The 13,015-nt window shown below is 60.7% G+C and carries 14 protein-coding genes; 3 read left to right on the forward strand and 11 right to left on the reverse strand.

The annotated features are described in order from the left end of the window. The first annotated feature begins 135 nt into the window (after window positions 1–135). From C0Z16_RS23965 to C0Z16_RS23975, 3 genes are all read left to right on the forward strand, one after another. Window positions 136–846 carry a TetR/AcrR family transcriptional regulator gene (locus C0Z16_RS23965; protein WP_244201332.1) on the forward strand — a complete coding sequence of 237 codons (711 nt, stop codon included), beginning with the start codon at window positions 136–138 and terminating at the stop codon, window positions 844–846. Window positions 847–963: 117 nt separating this feature from the next. Then, entirely contained in the window at window positions 964–2,223 is a 1,260-nt protein-coding gene (locus tag C0Z16_RS23970; RefSeq protein WP_102634555.1) for an NAD(P)/FAD-dependent oxidoreductase, read from the forward strand. Window positions 2,224–2,249: 26 nt separating this feature from the next. Beyond that, on the forward strand, window positions 2,250–2,567 hold the full coding sequence (locus C0Z16_RS23975) for a 2Fe-2S iron-sulfur cluster-binding protein (protein ID WP_102634556.1): 318 nt from the start codon (window positions 2,250–2,252) through the stop codon (window positions 2,565–2,567). A 60-nt stretch (window positions 2,568–2,627) separates the two neighbouring features. Here C0Z16_RS23975 and C0Z16_RS23980 read toward each other — a convergent pair whose 3' ends face one another. The 11 genes from C0Z16_RS23980 to C0Z16_RS24030 form a co-directional block, all read right to left on the reverse strand. Further along, the gene (locus C0Z16_RS23980; protein WP_102634557.1) at window positions 2,628–3,206 is read right to left on the reverse strand and encodes a nuclear transport factor 2 family protein; all 579 of its coding nucleotides are present in this window, start codon (window positions 3,204–3,206) and stop codon (window positions 2,628–2,630) included. After that, a complete protein-coding gene (locus C0Z16_RS23985; RefSeq protein ID WP_175130719.1) occupies window positions 3,203–4,039 on the reverse strand; it encodes an SDR family oxidoreductase in 837 nt (278 codons plus the stop codon). The genes C0Z16_RS23980 and C0Z16_RS23985 overlap by 4 nt, the downstream gene beginning before the upstream one ends. Before the next feature lie 74 nt (window positions 4,040–4,113). Further along, entirely contained in the window at window positions 4,114–5,238 is a 1,125-nt protein-coding gene (locus tag C0Z16_RS23990; protein ID WP_102634558.1) for an acyl-CoA dehydrogenase family protein, read from the reverse strand. A gap of 2 nt (window positions 5,239–5,240) precedes the next feature. Continuing rightward, complete coding sequence (locus C0Z16_RS23995; RefSeq protein WP_102634559.1) at window positions 5,241–6,446, reverse strand: acyl-CoA dehydrogenase family protein; 1,206 nt, start codon at window positions 6,444–6,446, stop codon at window positions 5,241–5,243. A 92-nt stretch (window positions 6,447–6,538) separates the two neighbouring features. Next, the gene (locus C0Z16_RS24000; RefSeq protein ID WP_102634560.1) at window positions 6,539–7,318 is read right to left on the reverse strand and encodes an enoyl-CoA hydratase/isomerase family protein; all 780 of its coding nucleotides are present in this window, start codon (window positions 7,316–7,318) and stop codon (window positions 6,539–6,541) included. Between the two features lie 68 nt (window positions 7,319–7,386). Then, window positions 7,387–8,280, reverse strand: coding sequence for a crotonase/enoyl-CoA hydratase family protein (locus C0Z16_RS24005; protein WP_102634561.1), 894 nt, complete (start codon window positions 8,278–8,280; stop codon window positions 7,387–7,389). Window positions 8,281–8,321: 41 nt separating this feature from the next. Then, window positions 8,322–9,854, reverse strand: a complete 1,533-nt coding sequence (locus C0Z16_RS24010; protein ID WP_102634562.1) for a class I adenylate-forming enzyme family protein — start codon at window positions 9,852–9,854, stop codon at window positions 8,322–8,324. A gap of 35 nt (window positions 9,855–9,889) precedes the next feature. After that, window positions 9,890–10,705, reverse strand: a complete 816-nt coding sequence (locus tag C0Z16_RS24015) for a 2-oxo acid dehydrogenase subunit E2 (RefSeq protein WP_102634563.1) — start codon at window positions 10,703–10,705, stop codon at window positions 9,890–9,892. 51 nt (window positions 10,706–10,756) lie between these two features. Continuing rightward, a complete protein-coding gene (locus C0Z16_RS24020) occupies window positions 10,757–10,987 on the reverse strand; it encodes a biotin/lipoyl-containing protein (protein WP_102634564.1) in 231 nt (76 codons plus the stop codon). Window positions 10,988–11,004: 17 nt separating this feature from the next. Beyond that, window positions 11,005–12,030: an alpha-ketoacid dehydrogenase subunit beta gene (locus tag C0Z16_RS24025; RefSeq protein ID WP_102634565.1), complete on the reverse strand. Its 1,026-nt coding sequence runs from the start codon at window positions 12,028–12,030 to the stop codon at window positions 11,005–11,007. Continuing rightward, the gene (locus C0Z16_RS24030) at window positions 12,027–13,013 is read right to left on the reverse strand and encodes a thiamine pyrophosphate-dependent dehydrogenase E1 component subunit alpha (RefSeq protein ID WP_102634566.1); all 987 of its coding nucleotides are present in this window, start codon (window positions 13,011–13,013) and stop codon (window positions 12,027–12,029) included. Before C0Z16_RS24030 ends, C0Z16_RS24025 begins: the two co-directional genes overlap by 4 nt. Window positions 13,014–13,015: the final 2 nt, after the last annotated feature.

The following is a 13,015-nucleotide window of genomic DNA, read 5'->3' on the forward strand; positions in this document are numbered from 1 at the left end:
GATTGTGCAACAAAGAATTTTCAGCTGCAGATCGCCTCACGTGAGCGACATCGGCACCGTCGCCGCTCCGGCCTTTTCGCTACAGGGAAGCAAGTCATGCCGAATCTCAGCAACCGTTCCCCGCGTGCCCCAACTATGGCCAAGCCTGTGGCAGCGAGTGCGCCAGCGGCGATCACGCGACGTACGACGGCCGGGCGCATCCTCGATACTGCTGAAGAATTATTCGCACTACATGGTTACTTCGGCACATCGATCCGCGACATCATGCAAGCCTGTGGACTCGAATTCAGTCTGGCCCGCTATCACTTCGGCAGCAAAGATGCCTTATTCCGCGAAGCGATTGGACGGCGCGCGGCAGTCATCAGCCAGCAGGTGACCGAATCGCTCGATGAATTGCTGGACAATACGCGTGGCGCGGCGCCCAGCGTCGAGGCAATCGTCACGGCGTTGTCGACACCGGCATTCGCACATTTGAAAAGCGGTGACCCCGGCTGGCACAACTACCTTCGTCTGCTGACCCAGAACAGTTGTTTGCTTGAACGGCCCGACCTGACCGCGCCTTTCTACGACCAATATGCGGCGACCGCGGCGCGTTATCGTGAAGCGTTCGCTATCGCACTACCCGACGCGGACATCGACACCATCAGGTTGATGCAGGGCTTCGTGGAATCGGTATTTCATCTGGTGCTGAACGAGCTATATGCGCGTGCCGCGAAAGCTGGCTCGACGGTCGGCGCTTCGCAACTGTCGTCAGTGGACATCGACAACATGCATTCGTACCTCGTGCGCTTCGCCACGGGCGGCATCGATGCACTTGTCCGGCCGCCCCATTCATTCCCGGATTAGCGAGCATTGACAGTCACCCGCCAATTCGTTCACACTTAAGAACGACATTCACGAAACGGATCGCGGTTGTTGCGTCATGGAACGCGCAATGGCGACGCGAGACAGGAGTTCGCCTTCATGAGCACTGCAGTCCCCCAGGACACCGTACTGATCGTGGGCGCCGGCCACGCGGCAGGCGAATGCGCGACCAGCATTCGCGACCAGGGCTGGGCGGGCCGCATTATGCTAGTTGGCGACGAGCCACATCTGCCCTATCAGCGGCCGCCGTTATCCAAAGCCTTTCTGTCGGGCGACCTGACGGCCGAACAGCTTTACCTCAAGCCTCAAGCCACTTACGACAAGGCCGGGATCGAATTTATTCCGAATACGCGGGTCGATCGCATCGACCGCGCCGCGCGCACGGTTACCCTGTCGGACGGACGGGAAACCGGCTATTCGAAGCTAGTCATCGCCACCGGCGGGCATGCACGCAGACTCGAACTGCCGGGCATCGCAGAGATTGAAAAGCAGCCGAATTTTCACTATCTGCGCACGCTCGATCACGTCACGCGCATCCGTGCGCAGTTTCATTCCGGTGTGCGTCTGGTCATCATAGGCGGCGGATATATCGGCCTGGAGGTAGCGGCAATCGCTGTCCGGCGAGGATTGCATGTCACCGTTCTGGAAGCATTGCCGCGTGTACTTGCGAGAGTCACGGCGCCTGAACTTTCGGCGTTTTATGAGCAGGTGCATCGCGAAGCCGGCGTCGACATCCGCACCGGCACGGCGGTTAGCGGCTTTGAACTGGACGCGTCCGGCGACGCCGTTGCAGCGGTGAGATGCGCCGACGGTTCACGTATTCCGGCGGATCTCGTCATCGTCGGCGTGGGCTTGCAACCCGCGACCGAACTCGCAGAAACAGCGGGACTTGCTGTGGACAACGGTATCGTCGTCGACGAGCACACGCGCACGTCGGACCCTGACATCTTTGCTATCGGCGACTGCACTAACCATCCCAATGGACTGCTCGGCCGACGCTTGCGGCTCGAGTCCGTGCCAAACGCGATGGAACAGGCGCGCACGGCAGCGGCCACGCTTTGCGGCAAGGAGCGGGTGTACAACAGCGTGCCGTGGTTCTGGTCCGACCAATACGATCTCAAGCTGAAGATGGTGGGCCTGTCGCAGGGATATGACGAACTCGTGCTGCGCGGTGCGCCGGCGAGCCGTTCGTTCTCGGCGTTCTATCTGAAAGAAGGCGTGATGCTCGCCGCCGACACCGTCAGCCGCCCACAGGAATTCATGCTGGCGAAACGTTTTGTCGGCGAAAAGATTCCCGTCAAGGCAACCGAACTCGCCGACGATTCGATCCCGCTTAAAAGCCTGCTCCCTGCAGTCTGATTGACCTTTCCACATCCAACGACATCATGCCTATCATTCGATTCATTCAACCGGACGGCACCGAAACCGCCGCGTCCGCCAACGTTGGCGAATCCGTCATGCAGACCGCCGTCAGCAATCAGGTGGCGGGCATCCTGGGAGACTGCGGCGGTAGTTGCAGTTGTGCTACCTGCCATGCGTATGTAGACGATGCATGGGTTAGCCACATGCCACCGGCTGAGTCGTATGAGACCGACATGCTGACCTGCGCGATGGATGTGCAGGAAAATAGCCGCCTCACCTGCCAGATCAATGTCACACCAGAACTCGACGGGCTGGTGATTCGCCTGCCCAGTACCTCATAAGAGGATCGCGCTGCCCTGCCCGCGCGACTCGCTTCCGCAAGCCATCGCCCACGGGGACAGTCAGGGCGAGCGCGTGAGCGTGTTGATCGTCTCGGCCTCGCCGGCCTCCCAGAACGAGGCCCAGGTCGGGAAGCTCTGCGGCAGGCGCGGCTGGTATTTATCACTCTCGTATTTTCCCGGCCAGTTCTGAAAGCGCGGCGCTCCCGGCCGCTCCAGCCAGTCGGTCGAATACCAGTGGCGCTCATCGCGGCGCTCAAAATACCAGGCGCCGTCACGGCGCACATAGTGATCGAAATAGCAGATCGCCATGACGACCCATTTGCCGTTGTCCTCGTGCTCCGCGCGACAATACACCTGACCGGACGCGTGGTTCTCGTCGATCAGGTCGATGGCGTGTCCGCATATCTGGTGAACGCTGCGGTAGAACGAACGGAGGATATTCCCGGAACCGTAAAACGTTTTCAGGGCTGCCCTGCCGGTGCCCCAGCGGCCGCAATCGACGTCATCTGTGAAGAGGTTAACAAGGGCATCGAGATCACGACCGTCGACCGCAATCGCGTAGCGAATCGGCAACTGCTGGATCGCCAGTTGCGCCTCGATGCGATCGATTCGGGCGAGAAGGCTGACATCCGTTGTCACTTCGTCCTCCGCTCGTCTATCGCTGCACTGGCTGAGGCTCGAGCGCGAATTTCGTCCGCGTAGTACGGCTGATGAGACAGCAGCCCGCCATCCACGTTGATGATTTGGCCCGTGACAAAGGCGGCCTCGTCGGAGGCCAGATACACCACTGCGTGCGCCACGTCTTCAGGCTGGCCGAGCCGCTGCGTGAGATGGTGGCTCAACATCATTTCACCCGCCGGCCCCGCGTAGTGCCCTACCGTCGCTGGCGTCACGATCAGCCCCGGCGCGATTGCGTTGCAGCGAATCCCCTCCTTGCCGTGCTGCGTCGCGACATAACGCGTCAATGCTTCGATACCTGCCTTGCAGACGCCATAAGCGCTATAACCAAGCGCGCCTGCCTGCGCTGCGCCCGACGACGTATTGATGATCGAACCGCCTCCGCGAGCGCGCATGAGCGGGATCGCGTAGCGCGACGCCAGCATCGTACCGCGCAGGTTGATCCGCATGGTGTCATCCCAGACCGAAATATCGACTGCTTCCACGGCCGCATCGACGGTGCTCGATATCGACGTTGCCGCCGCGTTGTTGTGCAGCACGTCGACGCCGCCCCATGTTTCGCATGTCAGCGCGAACAACGCCGCGATCGAAGCCTCATCGCCAATATCGACCGGCGCGGCAATCGCCTGACCTCCGTTGCGTTCGATACGCTCGGCTTGCGCCGTTGCTCCGTCGACATTGCGGTCCGCGACGACCACCCGTGCGCCTTGCGTGGCCAGCATCGCGGCACAGGCTGCGCCAATTCCCGACGCTGCGCCCGTGACAACGGCAATCTTTCCTTCAAGTCGCAACATGTGCCATGTCTCCTCATGATTGCCGCGGCTTAGAATCAACGGTGCAAATCAATGCTGGAAATCAATGCTGGAAATCAATGCTTCGCAGCGAAACGCGCAAGGTGGAAGTCGATGTCGCCGAACATCTTTTCCATCATCGTCATCTTGCGGAAATAGTGGCCAACCTGATATTCCTCGGTCATGCCCATTCCACCGTGCAACTGGATGCCTTGTGCGCATACGAAGCGGCTCGCGCGTCCGGCAACCGCCTTGGCAGCCGATATGGCGCGGCTGCGCTCCGTTGCGGGCCGGTCCAGATGAGCAATGCCGCAATAGAGCATTGACCGCGTTTCCTCTACGGCAACAAACATTTCGGCCATTCGGTGTTGCAGCGCCTGGAACTTGCCGATTGGCTGACCGAACTGCACCCGCGCCTTGATATAGTCGGCCGTGATGTCCATCACGGCTTCCATCACGCCGAGAATCTCGGCCACGCTCGCGAGCGTGGCAAGCCCCGTCGCGGTGTCGAGCAATTCGGGCGCAGTTGCGGGAGCGCTCAGCAACGCCGACTCATCCAGTTCGACGTTACGAAACTCGATGTCCGCGGCACGGGATCCATCAAGCAGGCGATACGTACGGCAACTCACGCCCGCTGCGCGGCGGTCGACAACAAAAATCGCCGGCCCTTCCGCTGAGTCGTCGAGACGCGCGGTCACGAGCAACTGGTCCGCTGACCCGCCTGCAATCACGAGCGTCTTGGCGCCGCTCAGCAAATAGCCGCCTTGCGTCTTGCGGGCACTGGTATGCGTGACGCACCCCAGCTTGAAACGCGAGCCAGCCTCGCTGTCAGCCAGTGCAAGAAGCAGCCGGCCCTCGATGACGGCGGGCAGCAGAGCCTGCCGCTGTATCTCCGAACCACTGCGATCGACGATCGTCGCGCACAGCACGGCCGTTTGCAGAACGGGCTCGAGCACCATGCCGCGGCCAAACGCCTGCATGACAACAGCCGTCTCGACAAATGAGCAGGCAAGCCCGCCCACATCTTCGGGAAGTGTCAGGCCCAGCCAGCCGAGTTCCGCGTAAGACTGCCAGCGTTCACGGCTAAAACCTTCTTCGCTCGCGGCAATCTCCCGGCGCGCTTCGAATCCATATTCCTGCTGGATGAATCGCTCCACGCCGTCTTTCAGCATCGATTGTTCGTCGGAAAGATTGAAGTCCATGGTCAAAGTCCAAAGGCCAGCCGGGCAATAATGTTTTTCTGCACTTCCCGCGCGCCGCCATAAATGGTGGATGCACGGCCGATCAGATAACCGGTCGTGCGGCCGGCCACATAACCAGGCCATGCGTCGTCGGCCAACGGGTTCTCGACGCTCCAATCCCCGTGCTCCTGAAAGCGCATGCTGCGAGGACCGAGTGCATCGATCTGCAACTCCGTGACGCGTTGCTGCATCTCGGAGCCGCTGACTTTGAGCGCCGAAATCACCGCATCGAGGTTGCGCGTGGTCTTTTCCTCTGCAAGGATGCGCAGTACCGACCATTCCAGCGCCAGCAGATCCACTTCAACCGCCGCCACCTTACGGGCAAATTCCGGAGTGTCGATCAGACGCACACCGTCAATCGTTTCCTGCTCGGCAATGCTCTTCGCACGCTGCAATTCACGCTTGTTGAAGTAAAGGAATGCGCTCGCCGTGCGTTCTTTTTCCAGCAGGTATTTCGCGTAAGTCCACCCCATCCCGGCCTCACCCACCAGATGCGTACCCGGAACCCGAACGTTCTCGAGAAAGACTTCGTTCAGACCTGTTCCACCTTCGATTGAAACGATCGGGCGCACCGTAATGCCTGGCGTATCCATCTTCACGAGCAGAAACGAGATGCCGCGTTGCGGCTTAACCGTCGTATCCGTTTTGACGAGAAAGAATCCCCAATCGGCGATCGTGGCGTCGCTGGTCCATATCTTCTGACCGTTGATCACATATTCGTCGCCGTCGAGCACCGCCGTGGTTCTGAGCGCCGCCAGATCCGAGCCCGCATTCGGCTCGGAAAAGCCCTGACACCAGAACTCGTCCCCGGAGAGAATGGCGGGCAGAAAGCGCTGCTTCTGCCACTCCGAGCCGAACGCAATAATGACGGGCGCAACCATATGCGTTGCCTGCCAGCCGTAGTCCATCGCATCGGCGTTGTACAGTTCTTCCATGAAAATATGCTTGCGAAAGCCGGACCACCCTGTTCCGCCGTACTCCACCGGCCAATGCGGCGCACCCCATCCGCGCTGGTGAAGAATGCCTTGCCATGTGCGGATGTCCTGTCTCGCCGGAGGGTGAGCGCCAATCGTCCAGCGATGAGAGATACCGGCCGGCAACTGCTCCGCGAAGAACTGTCTGACTTCCTGACGAAACGCTTCGTCTTCTGCGCTGTACTCGAAATGCATGTCTGGCTCCTCCTGCTATTTCCCGCTAGCGAGCGACCTGAATGGCTCGCTGCCTTGCTTGCCCGGCTGCGTGCATCGGATCAGGTGATCGACTAACGCCCCTTGAAAACCGGCGTCCGTTTTTCGCGCGCGGCCAGTCGCCCCTCGGCCGCATCCTCGGAATTCACAGCCAGAGCGACAGCGTTGAGTTCCTCTACAAGAAACTGTTCCATTGTGCCGGCGTTCGAACGGAACAACTGCTTCGTCAGTCCAATCGAGAAGGTCGGCATTGCTGCCAGTTCCGCAGCGAGGTCCTCGGCAACCTGCATGAGCTTTTCATCTTCGACGACGCGGTTCGCCAACCCGCACTCAAATGCCTCTTGCCCGGTCAGCTTGCGATTGAGATACATGATCTCTTTCGCGCGGAATTCGCCGCAGTGACGCGCGAGCAGATGCACCATGCCGCCTTCGGGCAGCGTCGCTCGCATCAGAAACGCGGGGATGAACTGGGCTGTGTCCGACACCAGTAGCAAGTCGGCACAAAGCGCATAGCTCCATGCAATGCCAACCGCTACGCCTCGTACCGCCGCGATCACTGGCTTGTTGAGGTTATAGAGCCGCAATGCAATCTGCTGGTACACGGCCATCGACTGGCGCGCGTGCGATACGCTCATTTGCGGGGGCGCCGCGCCGCTGCCCTTGATATCGGCGCCCGCGCAAAATGCACGCCCTGCGCCCGTCAGGATCACCGCACGGATTGCGGAGTCCCGCTCGATACGATCGAGATGTTCGATCAGCAGGGTCAGCATTTCCGGCGTCAACGCGTTGAGCTTTTCGGGCCGGTTCAGCGATAGCGTTGCAATCGCACCCTGTAATGAAAGTTCGACATCCATGGTTTAACGGTCTTCAGTGGGTGAATCGCACGGCTCGTTCAGAGGCTCCCCGCATCAGGCGAAAAGCTTCATTCACCGCGTGCACGCAGTTTGATCATGCCGTTGCCGAACGGCTCGTCGCGACGCTTGAGCGCATCTTTCAGACCGACGGTTTCCATGTCGGCCTTGAATTGTGCCCGGCGCGGTCCCTGGCTCTGATGCGCGCGCGCATCGTTCTCGACAGCGAGGCGTTGCAGCGCGCGCGCACCCGCGAGTTCGAGGCCGAGGTTCACAATCCGCTTGTTCGCCGAGAGCAAGTCCGCGTCGACGAAAGACAGCCGGCGCGCCAGTTCCGATACTTCAGCGTCGAGTTCCTCGATGGGTACCGCATCCATCACGAGACCGATCTTCGCGGCATCGCGGCCCGTTAGTGAGTCGCCCGACAGCAAAAGGCGCTTCGCCCACTGCGGCCCGACGTGATAGAACCACATGTGCGCCGGCGGCGAGCCATTGGCGCGGGTCGCCGGAAAGCCGATCCGCGCGTTGTCCGCCGCCAGCACCATATCGCAGGCCAACGCGAGGTCCGTGCCACCGGCGAGGCAGTTACCGTGCACCTGAGCAATGATCGGCTTGTGAATTTCGGCCATCAGGTTGACGGTTTCCGACTGCCGCTCCATCGACCAGCAATCGTCATCGAAGCTGCGTATCGTGCCGCGATACTCACCCGGATCGACCTGTTCAGCCGCGCGGTCCGAATACGTGGTGACGAGGTCGTAACCGGCGCAAAAATCTTTACCGGCTCCGCGCAGTACGATCACATTGACCGACTTCAGATCATCGGCTTCGAGCAGCGCCTCTTTCAGTTCACGCAGAAGGACACCGTTAATCGCATTCCGTTTATCCGGACGATTCAGCGTGATTCGCGCAACGCGTTCAGCTACATCGAACTGAACGCATTCGGTGCTTTTAAGCCATTTGCCCATGATTCACTCTCATTCGAAGAAGGTACTCGCGCGCCAGAAGTTCAGCTGCTAAAACGCTGGCGCAATATGACCTTGCTGATCTTTCCGGTAGGCAGGCGCGGGAGTTCGTCGACGAACTGGATCGACTTCGGACATTTGTAGCTTGCGATCAGCTCGCGGCAGAATGCGATGAGTTCGGCTTCCTGACTTGATTCCCCTGTGCGCAGAACGACGATCGCCTTCACGCATTCGCCCCATTTCTCGTGCGGCACGCCGATCGCTGCGGCATCCATCACCGCGGGATGCTGAAGCAACGCGTCTTCGACTTCGCGGCTGTAAATGTTTTCGCCGCCCGAGATGATCATGTCCTTCTTACGGTCGACAAGAAAAACGTAGCCGCAGCTATCCTGATAGCCCATGTCACCGCTGCGATACCAGCCGTCGCGCAACGCTTCTACCGTTGCGACGCTGTTGTTCCAGTAACCGGTCATCTGGGTGGCCGAGCGCAGCCACACTTCGCCGGTCTGTCCCTGCGGAAGGTCCACCCCGTTATCGTCGACGATGCGCAATTCAATGCCCGGACACGGATGACCCACCGACGCCAACCGTCGAATTTCCTCGGACGTGCCATGCGGCCGGACCTCGTGCGCGGGCAGCCAGCAGGCATTGCTCTCGGTCATGCCGTACTGGACCGCGAACACGGGACCGAGCACCTCGATACCTCTCTGGAGCAGTGGCACAGGAACCGGCGCGGCCGCCGTCGTGATGTTCTCGATGCTCGATAAATCGTACGACGCCAGTTCGGGTACATCGAGCAACGCCTGGAGCATCGCCGAGACGAGAAACGTGAAGGTGATGCGCTCTGCCTGAATCGCCTCGAGCACCGCCTTCGGCTCGAAACCACGGTGCAACACGGTGGTGCCGCCCATCCACGCGACCGCGTTCACATAACCGATACCGCCTACGTGAAACGCCGGCGTGGTCTGCAACACGCGTGAGTGCCCCGAGAATTCCGTCACGAGCGCACAGCTGTCCGCGGTCGCGCACATCGCGCGGTGCGTGCGGACCACGCCTTTTGGGCGACCTGTCGTGCCGCTCGTGTAGATGAGATAAGCGTAGTCGTCGGGCTGCGAGCGGATGGGCGGTCCCTCCGGCGAGCCGGCTTCCATGACGGCCTCGAAAGATGTCGCCCACGGCGGTGCATCGCCGATACAAATATATTGTTCGATGTCCGGCATCTGCGAGCGCAGACCGTCCACGAGCTCCGAATATTGCGCCTCGAAAACAAGGGCTTTCGGCGCCGCATCCTTCAGGATGTGCGAGATCTCCGCTGGCGCAAGCCGGAAGTTGATTGTGGCGAGCAGAAAGCCGGCCCATTCGCATGCCCGGTAAGTCTCGTAGTACTCCGCGCAATTCATCGCCAGTACCGCGACCCGGTCCTGACGCCGGAGCCCACGCTGGTAGAGCGCATCGGAGAACCGGCGGGCTCGCGCTGCCATCTCGCCATGAGTCACGCGCCGGCTACCGAAAACCAGGGCTTCCCTGTCCGCATAGAAGCGGGCATTGCGCTCTATCATCTCCCCAATCGTTTTCATCTCGATCCTGTCTTCGTATGTTTAACGCTCGAATGTCAGGCCGCAAGCGTCTGCGGGTCTGCAAGCGCCGCAGCTATGAACGCCGTGAAGCAAGCTGCGTCCGCACCGTTGATCACGCGATGATCGTAGCTCAGCGAAAGCGGCAACATCTTGCGCCAGTCGATACCGCCGTCGCCGGAGGGCTGGGGCGTCAGCCGGGTTTTCGTCACTCCGAGAATGGCAACTTCGGGGGCGTTGATGATCGGCGTGAAGCCCGTGCCGCCAAACCCTCCCAGTGAGCTGATCGAGAAGCAGCCGCCGGACATTTCCGCCATCGAAAGGCCTTTCTCACGCGCCTTGAGCGACACCGCTGTTAGCTCAGCCGCCAGTTCCAGAACGCTCTTCCTGTCACAGTCGCGCAAGACCGGCACGAGAAGACCGAAACGCGTGTCCACCGCGACCCCAATGTGGAAGTACTTTTTGAGCACGAGGTTTTTGCCGTCACCGTCCAGCGATGCATTGAATTGCGGGAACTCCCGCAACGCACGAACCGCCGCCTTGATGAGAAATACCAGCGGCGTCAGCTTGACTGCGGGTCCACCCTCGTTATACGCCTTGCGGAAGGCCTCGAGCGTTGTGATGTCGGCGTCGTCCTGATGGGTGACGTGCGGAATCGTCAGCCAGTTGCGCGACAGGAACGCGCCCGTCAGCTTCTGAATGCGTGAGACCGGCTTGACCTCGACTTCGCCAAATTCGGCGAAGTCGACCTGCGGCCACGGGGGAAGATTCGCGCCGACACCGGCCGGCGCCGAACCATTGACAACTGCCGGCGCAGCCACGGGAGGTGCGGTGGAAACGGATTCGACGCTCATTTCGGATGCCTCGCTAGACGGGTTCAATCAACGTAAAGGACGACCGGCAAATCAGACGATCTCCGCCAGTACCGTACCGACCGGATAAACCTCGCCGATCTGGGCAACGATGCGCAGCGTTCCTGAAGCCGGCGCCTCGACTTCCTGCACTGACTTGTCGCTTTCCAGCGCATAGAGCGCCTGACCTTCAGTGACGGCCGCGCCGTCTTCCAGCAGCCATTCGGTCAGCGTGCCTTCGTTCATCGAAAAGCCCAGCTTTGGAAGCAAAACCTGTGTGGACATAAGTGCTCTCTTCAAGATCAGGAAAACCGGGATGGGGACTTCGAACCTGTGTCATCGAGCGTTGCGCGAATCGCTGCTTCGATCTCCGCGGCCCCCGGCACGAAGGCATCTTCCAACGGCTTCGAAAATGGGACCGGGCAGAACTGGGAACCGACCCGCTGCACAGGCGCCTTCAGTTCACGAAACAGCGATTCGTAGATGCGCGACGCGATTTCCGCGCCGACTCCGAATGGCTTGACCGCCTCATGCACAACGACAGCGCGGCCCGTTTTAGCCACCGAGGTCAGGATCGTTTCCGTGTCGAGCGGTGAAATCGTCCGCAAATCGATCACCTCGCAGGAGATCCCTGACGCACCAAGCTGTTCGGCCACAGCCATCACGTCATGCACGCGGCGGCTATAGGTGATGACGGTCACATCGGTGCCGGTGCGGACCACGTTGGCTTTGCCGAGCGGAATCCGCACGCCGCGCTCGGGCGCCTTGCCTGGATTCCAATAGGTCGGCATGTTCTCGATGAAGAGGCACGGGTCGTCGTCGTCGATGCAGGACAGCATCAGGCCGTAAGCGTCGGCGGGCGTAGACGGCGCCACGACCTTGATGCCTGCAACGTGTGCGAACCATGCTTCCAGATAGTCGGCGTGCTGGCCACCCGTGCCGAACCCGGCGCCCGTCATCGTGCGGATCACGAGCGGCACATGGGTCTGGCCGCCCGACATGAAGCGCAACTTGGCGGCGTGGTTGACGATCATGTCCATCGCGACCGTTGTGAAATTCATCAGCATGATTTCGGCGACCGGACGCATGCCGACGATCGACGCACCAATCGCCGCGCCAATGATGGCCTGCTCCGAAATCGGCGTGGAGCGGACGCGCGACGTGCCGTACCTGGTCGACAGACCTTTGGTCACGCCGACAATGCCCCCTTCCTGCCCGTCGGCCACGTCCTCGCCAAGCACGATGACATTGACGTCCGCGGCCATGGCGTCGTCAAGGGCAAGATTGACGGCCTGAATCGTATTGATGTCGGTCTGCGTCTGGTTCATGCCAGCACCTCGTCTTTGAAGATATCGCGCCGCAGCTCGGCGACGTCCGGATAGTCGCTCGACAGCGCGAACTCGACAGCCGCGTCGATTTCCGCGTTGTGGTTCGCTTCCATCTCCGCCAGCTGCGCTTCGGTCGCATGCTTCGCGGCGATCAGCCATGCCCGGAAGAGCGGCACCGGATCTTTTGCCACCCACGCCGCCTTTTCGTTCTGGTCCATATAGGCATCCGGGTCGCCGAACACGTGGCCGTGAAAGCGAAATGTATTGGCTTCGATCAACGTCGGACCGCCGCCTTCGCGGGCCCTCTCGATAGCCTCTCGCGCCACGCGATGCATTGCGATGGGGTCGTTACCGTCGACGGTAATGCCCGGCATCTGATACGCCACCGCACGCTGAGCGATGTTCGCCACCGAGGTACCGTACGCGTATTTCGTATGCTCGGCATAGCCATTGTTCTGGCACACGAAAACGACTGGCAGCTTCCACACCGACGCCAGATTCAGCGATTCGTGGAAAGCGCCGATGTTGGTAGCGCCGTCGCCAAAATAGGCGACTGCGACGCGGGGTTCGCCACGAATCTGCGCGGCTAGCGCGAGACCGTTCGCAATAGGCATCGAGCTGCCGACAATTCCCGTCGTCACCATCACGCCGGACGCCGGATGCGTGACGTGCATGGGTCCGCCCTTGCCTTTGCAGGTGCCAGTGGCACGGCCCCCGAACTCGGCCCAAAGATCCTTGAGCGGCACGCCCTTGGCGATCATGTCGTGCACGCCACGATAAATCGTGCAGATGTAATCGTCGCTGCCAAGACAGGCGGATACCGCCGATGGAATCACCTCCTGTCCGCGCGGCGAATAATACGGCAGGACCATCTTGCCGGATTTGATAACTGCACGAAACCGCTCGTCGTTCTGCTTGATAAGCGTCATGCGCCGATAGATATCGACCAGGACTTCACTGCCAGGCGGCTGATGGACTTTCATGC

This window comes from Paraburkholderia rhynchosiae, from assembly GCF_002879865.1.
Classification (GTDB): Bacteria; Pseudomonadota; Gammaproteobacteria; order Burkholderiales; family Burkholderiaceae; genus Paraburkholderia; species Paraburkholderia rhynchosiae.

What these genes read in the sequence shown, in the direction of transcription:
- C0Z16_RS24005 (WP_102634561.1), bottom strand. Translation starts at nt 8,280, where the DNA reads ATGGGCAAATGGCTTAAAAGCACCGAATGCGTTCAGTTCGATGTAGCT.
- C0Z16_RS24020 (WP_102634564.1), bottom strand. Translation starts at nt 10,987, where the DNA reads ATGTCCACACAGGTTTTGCTTCCAAAGCTGGGCTTTTCGATGAACGAA.
- C0Z16_RS23970 (WP_102634555.1), top strand. Translation starts at nt 964, where the DNA reads ATGAGCACTGCAGTCCCCCAGGACACCGTACTGATCGTGGGCGCCGGC.
- C0Z16_RS24000 (WP_102634560.1), bottom strand. Translation starts at nt 7,318, where the DNA reads ATGGATGTCGAACTTTCATTACAGGGTGCGATTGCAACGCTATCGCTG.
- C0Z16_RS23985 (WP_175130719.1), bottom strand. Translation starts at nt 4,039, where the DNA reads ATGTTGCGACTTGAAGGAAAGATTGCCGTTGTCACGGGCGCAGCGTCG.
- C0Z16_RS23965 (WP_244201332.1), top strand. Translation starts at nt 136, where the DNA reads ATGGCCAAGCCTGTGGCAGCGAGTGCGCCAGCGGCGATCACGCGACGT.
- C0Z16_RS23975 (WP_102634556.1), top strand. Translation starts at nt 2,250, where the DNA reads ATGCCTATCATTCGATTCATTCAACCGGACGGCACCGAAACCGCCGCG.
- C0Z16_RS24030 (WP_102634566.1), bottom strand. Translation starts at nt 13,013, where the DNA reads ATGAAAGTCCATCAGCCGCCTGGCAGTGAAGTCCTGGTCGATATCTAT.
- C0Z16_RS24010 (WP_102634562.1), bottom strand. Translation starts at nt 9,854, where the DNA reads ATGAAAACGATTGGGGAGATGATAGAGCGCAATGCCCGCTTCTATGCG.
- C0Z16_RS24015 (WP_102634563.1), bottom strand. Translation starts at nt 10,705, where the DNA reads ATGAGCGTCGAATCCGTTTCCACCGCACCTCCCGTGGCTGCGCCGGCA.
- C0Z16_RS23990 (WP_102634558.1), bottom strand. Translation starts at nt 5,238, where the DNA reads ATGGACTTCAATCTTTCCGACGAACAATCGATGCTGAAAGACGGCGTG.
- C0Z16_RS23995 (WP_102634559.1), bottom strand. Translation starts at nt 6,446, where the DNA reads ATGCATTTCGAGTACAGCGCAGAAGACGAAGCGTTTCGTCAGGAAGTC.
- C0Z16_RS24025 (WP_102634565.1), bottom strand. Translation starts at nt 12,030, where the DNA reads ATGAACCAGACGCAGACCGACATCAATACGATTCAGGCCGTCAATCTT.